The organism is Mycobacterium sp. (genome assembly GCF_035653355.1).
Classification (GTDB): domain Bacteria; phylum Actinomycetota; class Actinomycetes; order Mycobacteriales; family Mycobacteriaceae; genus Mycobacterium.
In genome coordinates, this window is record NZ_DASRBZ010000429.1 from 1 (window position 1) to 5,706 (window position 5,706).

General features: G+C 68.2%; 7 protein-coding genes. All 7 read right to left on the reverse strand.

Going from position 1 to position 5,706, the window contains the following annotated elements:
• The coding region (locus tag VFA16_RS14830; protein WP_324968548.1) for an esterase at positions 1-535 on the reverse strand (535 nt) is incomplete at its 3' end.
• Between the two features lie 75 nt (positions 536-610).
• Positions 611-1,828: a THUMP-like domain-containing protein gene (locus VFA16_RS14835; protein WP_324968553.1), complete on the reverse strand. Its 1,218-nt coding sequence runs from the start codon at positions 1,826-1,828 to the stop codon at positions 611-613.
• Complete coding sequence (locus tag VFA16_RS14840; protein ID WP_324968549.1) at positions 1,786-2,769, reverse strand: class I SAM-dependent methyltransferase; 984 nt, start codon at positions 2,767-2,769, stop codon at positions 1,786-1,788. The genes VFA16_RS14835 and VFA16_RS14840 overlap by 43 nt, the downstream gene beginning before the upstream one ends.
• A 46-nt stretch (positions 2,770-2,815) precedes the next feature.
• Complete coding sequence (locus VFA16_RS14845; protein WP_414687726.1) at positions 2,816-3,568, reverse strand: enoyl-CoA hydratase; 753 nt, start codon at positions 3,566-3,568, stop codon at positions 2,816-2,818.
• A complete protein-coding gene (locus VFA16_RS14850) occupies positions 3,559-4,374 on the reverse strand; it encodes an NUDIX hydrolase (RefSeq protein WP_324968551.1) in 816 nt (271 codons plus the stop codon). Before VFA16_RS14850 ends, VFA16_RS14845 begins: the two co-directional genes overlap by 10 nt.
• Positions 4,371-5,201, reverse strand: a complete 831-nt coding sequence (locus VFA16_RS14855; protein ID WP_324968554.1) for an ABC transporter ATP-binding protein — start codon at positions 5,199-5,201, stop codon at positions 4,371-4,373. Before VFA16_RS14855 ends, VFA16_RS14850 begins: the two co-directional genes overlap by 4 nt.
• A 173-nt stretch (positions 5,202-5,374) precedes the next feature.
• Positions 5,375-5,706 (reverse strand): HAD family hydrolase (locus VFA16_RS14860; protein ID WP_324968552.1); only part of this gene is annotated, 332 nt, incomplete at its 5' end.

Here is a 5,706-nt window from a genome sequence, read left to right on the forward strand (position 1 = left end):
CGGGCGGTACCGCCCCGCCGAGCCCGGTTTGGCGCCCTAGCTCGCGCTGCACCGCGGGGTAGATGGCGTCCAGCGGTTTGCTGCCGGGGACGAAGAGGGTGTCGAACGTCACCGCCTGATGCCGGGTCAGGTCGTAGTTGAACGTCTTGTAGAAGGTCGACGGACGCGGCCCACCGAGATCCTCGAACACCTTGAGCACGACGCTGCGGGTGCGCGGCGGCTGGCCCGACTGGTACTGCTCTGAGGTGACGTCCATCTGGTAGGGCACGTCCCGCGGCGCGGACGTCTGCGCCACGTTGACGAACCCGTCCCGGTTCTGGGTGAGGAAATCGGTCATCGCCTGCTCGTCGGGGTAGTCGACAGGAAAGCTCATGTTGACCGCGTAGGTGGGGTTCGACGCCTGCACCCGGCACATCTGGCCGTCGACCGATCCGCCCAAGCTTGCGCACGGCGACTGCGCGCCTACCGCCGGGCCGACCGACCAGGTCACCAGCATCGCAGCAGCAAGCACCGCGGCCACTATCCAATTACGCATGCGTCGAATTATCCCCGCCAGACAAAACGGCGTGAGCGCCGTCAGAAAAGCAACTGCTGCCAGCCTACCTGGGCGCTATCGCGAGGCACGACAAACGAACGCCGTCGCAGTACTCGCAGACCCCGAGCCGATGCGGGTCACGACCACCGACAGCTGCTGGCTACCGCGCAAGCCCAGCCGACGACGCAGCAGGTCAGGCTCAACGTCGACACCGCGCACCAGGATCTCCAGCGGGCCGCAATCCCGCGCCGCCAGGGCCTGGCGGAGCCGCTTCTCGTTGAACGGCAGCCGCTCGAGAACCTCGAAGCCACGCTGCCCCGGCGGCAGCTGGTCGCCGGAGAGGTAGGCGATGTCCGGGTCGAGCTGCCACAGTCCATGCCGGGCGCCGTAGTGGCGGACCAGGCCCGCGCGCACCACGGCGCCGTCGGGGTCAACGATCCACCGCCCGGCAGGCCGCACCAAGCAGTCGTCCGGGTCGGTGTCGGTGATCTGCTCGCCGCGGTCAAGCACGCTGGCCCGGCGGCGCACCCCCGGCTCGGCCAACCCAACCGACCACAGGCACGCTTCGCGCACGCTGCCGTCATACGAGGTCACCTCGACCTCGCCGTCAAACCCTAGACGGTCAAAATCAATTCCGGGAGAACACTTTACAACTAAGTCACGCTCACCGTAGACGTCCAGCAGCTGATCCAGCGGGGGCTGGTAGTCGCGTGGGTCGAACCGCCGCCGACCGCCTCGGCGCCGGGCCGGATCGACCACCACTGTCGTGTCGCGGGTCACCGGATGCAGCGCATCGGCCCGGCACAGGTCGACGCTATCCGCGAGGTTGTGTTGCGCCATCGCCAGCCGGACCGGGTCGTTGTCACTGCCCACCACCCGAGCGGCCACGGCGCGCAGCGCGGCAAGTTCCGTCCCAATCGAGCATGTCACGTCGTGGACGAGGCGACCGGCCAGCCGGTTAGCACGGTGTTTGGCCACCTGGGCTGCACTGGCTTGCTGCAGCGCCTCGTCGGTGAACAACCAGCTCGACACGTCGCACAGGCCGGCCAGCTTGGCTGTCGCGCGGCGACGCAGCAGGGTCGTCTCCACCAGCGCGGGCGCGCGCTCGCCGAACCGGGCCCGCACTTTGGCGATGTCGGCGACGCGACTGTCCTCCGTGAACGCGTATGCGGCGACCGCGTGCAGCGCCGCGCTGCCCGATTCCGATCGCAGATAGGTGACGTCGGCGCGGCTGAAGGCAAAGCCGACGCTCAGGACGGCTTTACCCCGGTGAGCATCACGTTGTAGAACCAGCCCTTGGGCACCACGCGGCGCCAGACGTTGGCGTCCACCCAGCTCAGCGTCTTCCAGCCGGTGAACGCGAACTTCGCCCAACCCCAGCCCAGCCGCCCGGGCGGCACCGCGGCTTCGATGGTGCGCAGCGGCCAACCCAGCATCGCAGCGCTGAACTCCTCGGTGGCCGTCCGCACCTGCACGGCGCCGGCGTCGACGGCCATCCGCTCGAGTTCGCCCGGTGTGAAGGTGTGCAGGTCGACGAGGGCTTCCAACGCCGCGGCGCGTGACGACTCATCGAGTTCGGCTTGCGGACGCCGCCAGCTGCCCAGGCCGGGGAGCCGGGTGACGTTGGTGGTGATCCGCCAGGTCAGCGTCGACAGGTTGCGGGCGTAACGGTCGCCGACAGAGGTGGGTTCGCCGGCGAACACGAACCGCCCACCGGGCCGCAGCACCCGGATAGCCTCCCGCAACGACAATTCGACCTCTGGGATGTGATGCAGCACAGCATGTCCCACCACCAAGTCGAATGTGTTGTCGTCGTAGGGAATGCCTTCGGCGTCGGCGACGCGGCCGTCGATCTCCAACCCCAGCGACCGCCCGTTACGGGTGGCAACCTTGACCATGCCCGGCGACAGGTCGGTAACCGAACCGCGCCGCGCAACCCCGGATTGGATCAGGTTGAGCAGGAAAAACCCTGTGCCGCAGCCTAATTCAAGTGCCCGGTCGTAGGGCAGAACATGGATCTCATCGTCTGGCACGACCGCGTCGAAGCAGTGGCGAGCGTAGTCGACACAGCGCTGGTCGTAGGAAATCGACCACTTCTCGTCATAGTTCTCCGCCTCCCAGTCGTGGTAGAGCACCTGGGCCAGCTTGCTGTCATGGCGGGCCGCCTCTACTTGTTCGGCCGTGGCATGCGGCTGGGGCGACGGTTCACCGGCGACTTTCGAACTCCTCGTCATGAGACGCCAGCCTAGCCCGGCGACGATGCAGAGCGGGTTGCCACCATCAAGCCGGCGCACCGTCTTGGTGGCAGGTGCGGGCGAAAACCTCCAGGTAGCGGCGCCGCTCTGCGGCGAGCCGTTCCGAGCGGCTCAGCTCGAAGACCTCGTCGATGCCGGCTTTGGCGGCCGCCAGCGCGTGTGCCGGACCTTCGACGAACCGGCCGGCCCACGCGGCGGCCGCGTCGTAGACGTCGTCGGGTGCCACCATGTCGTCGATCACCCCCAGCGTCAACGCCTCTTCGGCGCTGAAGAAACGCCCGCTGTACACGAGGTCTTTGGCGCGGCTGGGCCCGAGCGTGCGGGTCAGCCGCGCCATCGTGGCGCCGTCGGGAATCAGGCCGGCCAGGATTTCGGTGGCGCCGAACTTGGCGTTGTCGCCACTGACCCGCCAGTCGGCGGCGAAGGCCAGGGTGAGGCCGGCGCCCAGCGCGTAGCCGGTGATCGCGGCGACAGTGGGCTTGGGTATGGCGGCGACGGCCTCGATGGCCTCGCGGCGCACGCGCGCCCAGGTCTCGGCCTCCTGCGGGCTCAGCGCGCGCAGCGCGGGCATGTCATCGCCGGCGGAAAAGATCTCGTGGCCGCCGAACAGGATCACGGCAGCCACATCGTCGCGCCCGGCCAAGTCGGCGGCCGCCGCTGCGATCTCCCGATAAAACTGACGGGTCATCGCGTTGGTGGGCGGCCGCGACAACGCCAGAGTGGCGACACCGGGATGGTCTGCGCCCAGGTAGAGGCTGACGAACTCACTCACGGCCACCGCCGGCCCCGCGCCTGGTTGTAGCGATCGGAGTCGAAAAACTCGATCACCCAGTTGTCGCCCTTGCGCGCCAGATCCGGTTGCACCGTGACGATTTGGCGTTCGACGGCCAGCACCTCGGCGACCGTCCGACCGGCCAGCGAATCCAGCTGGGTCCAGGTCGGCGGCAACAGGAAGGTGCGTCCGCCGGCGAAGTCCTCGATGGCAGCCTCGGGCGTAGTCCAGCCCGCGCGGTCTGATTCGGTGTTTTCCCCGTCGGCGAGCTGGCCCTCCGGTAGCGCTGCGACGAAGAAATAGGTGTCATAGCGGCGGGTGCGCTCGGCTTCCGGGGTGACCCAGTTCGCCCATGGCCGCAGCAAATCGGCGCGCAATACCAAGTTTTCCCGGCGCAGAAAGTCGGCGAACGACAGCGTCCCGTCAGCCAGCGCGCGGCGTGATTCGCCGTACACCGAGGCGTCGCTGACGATGCCGTGCGGGTCGTCGGCCGGCCCGGCGAACAGCACCCCGGATTCCTCGAAGGTCTCCCGCGCGGCCGCGCACACCAGCGCCTCGGCCAGGTCGGCTTCGATGCCGAACCGCTGCGCCCACCAGCTTGGGGGCGGGCCGGTCCAGGCGATGTCGGCGTTGCGGTCGCGGTCGTCCACACCGCCGCCGGGAAAGACCATGACCCCGGCCGCGAATTCCATAGCCGAGTGCCGGCGCATGAGAAAGACGGAGATGCCCCCGGCAGTGTCGCGAACCAGCATGACGGTCGCGGCGGGCCGCGGTGTCAGTGGCACGAACTGCTCGCCAGTCGGTGACGTCATAAGCGTCTCCGGTGTGCTGCACGGGCGCGAGTGCGCCGGGCGAAGTAACGACCATCGATGACGTCGACGGCAATCGACTGGCCGAACGCCGCTGACAGGTTCTCGGCGGTAAGCACATCGGGCAGCAAGCCCGCCGCGACGACCTGGCCTTCGGACAACAGCATGCAGTGGCTGAAGCCGATAGGAATTTCCTCGACGTGGTGGGTGACCAAGACGAGCGCGGGGGCGTCGGGGTCGGCGGCCAGGTCGGTCAGCCGCGCCATCAGCTCTTCTCGCCCGCCCAAGTCCAGTCCGGCGGCCGGCTCGTCGAGCAGCAGCAGTTCAGGGTCGGTCATCAACGCTCGGGCGATCAGCACGCGTTTGCGCTCGCCTTCGGAAAGGGTGTCGTAGGTGCGGTCGGCCAGGTGTTCGGCGCCCAGGCTCTCCAGCATGTCGATGGCACGGTTGTAGTCGACGTCGTCGTAGCGCTCGCGCCACCGGCCCAGAACCGCATAGCCCGCCGAGACGACGAGGTCGCGCACCACTTCCTCGCCAGGAACCCGTTGCGCCAACACCGACGAGCTCAAACCCACGCGGGACCGCAGCTCGGTCATGTCAACGCGGCCCAGTCGTTCGCCGAGCACGTAGGCGACACCCGACGACGGGTGCTCGGCCGCGGCGGCGATCCGCAGCAGCGAGGTCTTGCCGGCACCGTTGGGCCCGACGATCACCCAGCGTTCGTCGAGCTCGACCGCCCAGTCCACCGGGCCCACCAAAACGCGCCCACCGCGTCGCAACGAAACATCTCTGAAGTCGATCAGCAGATCAGGGTCGACTGCATCGCTAATCTGGTCGGTTCCGGCCGTGAATTCTTGCGAATCCACGGCTTTCACCTCCGGCTTGCGGTTTTGGACACCCGACCATCGTGCCGTACCCCTGCCGAGCAGACGCAAAAGGCCCCAATTTCGGCAGGAAGTCGGGGCTTTTGCTTCTTTCGGCACTCCACCCGGGGGCTGCCCGGCTATTCCGGCGGAATCTCGACTCGCCGCAACACGCCGTCGACCGCGTCGGCGGCCTCGATCTCACCGCGGGTGACACCCAGCAAGAACAGCACGGTGTCGAGGTAGGGATAGCTCAGCGAGGCGTCGGCGACCTCGCGCAGTGCGGGCTTGGCGTTGAACGCCACCCCGAGGCCGGCTGCGGCCAGCATGTCGATGTCATTGGCGCCGTCGCCGACGGCGACAGTCTGCTCCAGCGGCACCCCGGCCTGGTGCGCAAAGTCGCGCAGCGCCTTGGCTTTTCCGGCCCGGTCGATGATCGGGCCGACCAGGCGGCCGGTGAGTTTGCCGTCGA

Coding starts and splice junctions, on each gene's coding strand:
- VFA16_RS14840 (WP_324968549.1), bottom strand. CDS start 2,769: ATGACGAGGAGTTCGAAAGTCGCCGGTGAACCGTCGCCCCAGCCGCAT.
- VFA16_RS14850 (WP_324968551.1), bottom strand. CDS start 4,374: ATGACGTCACCGACTGGCGAGCAGTTCGTGCCACTGACACCGCGGCCC.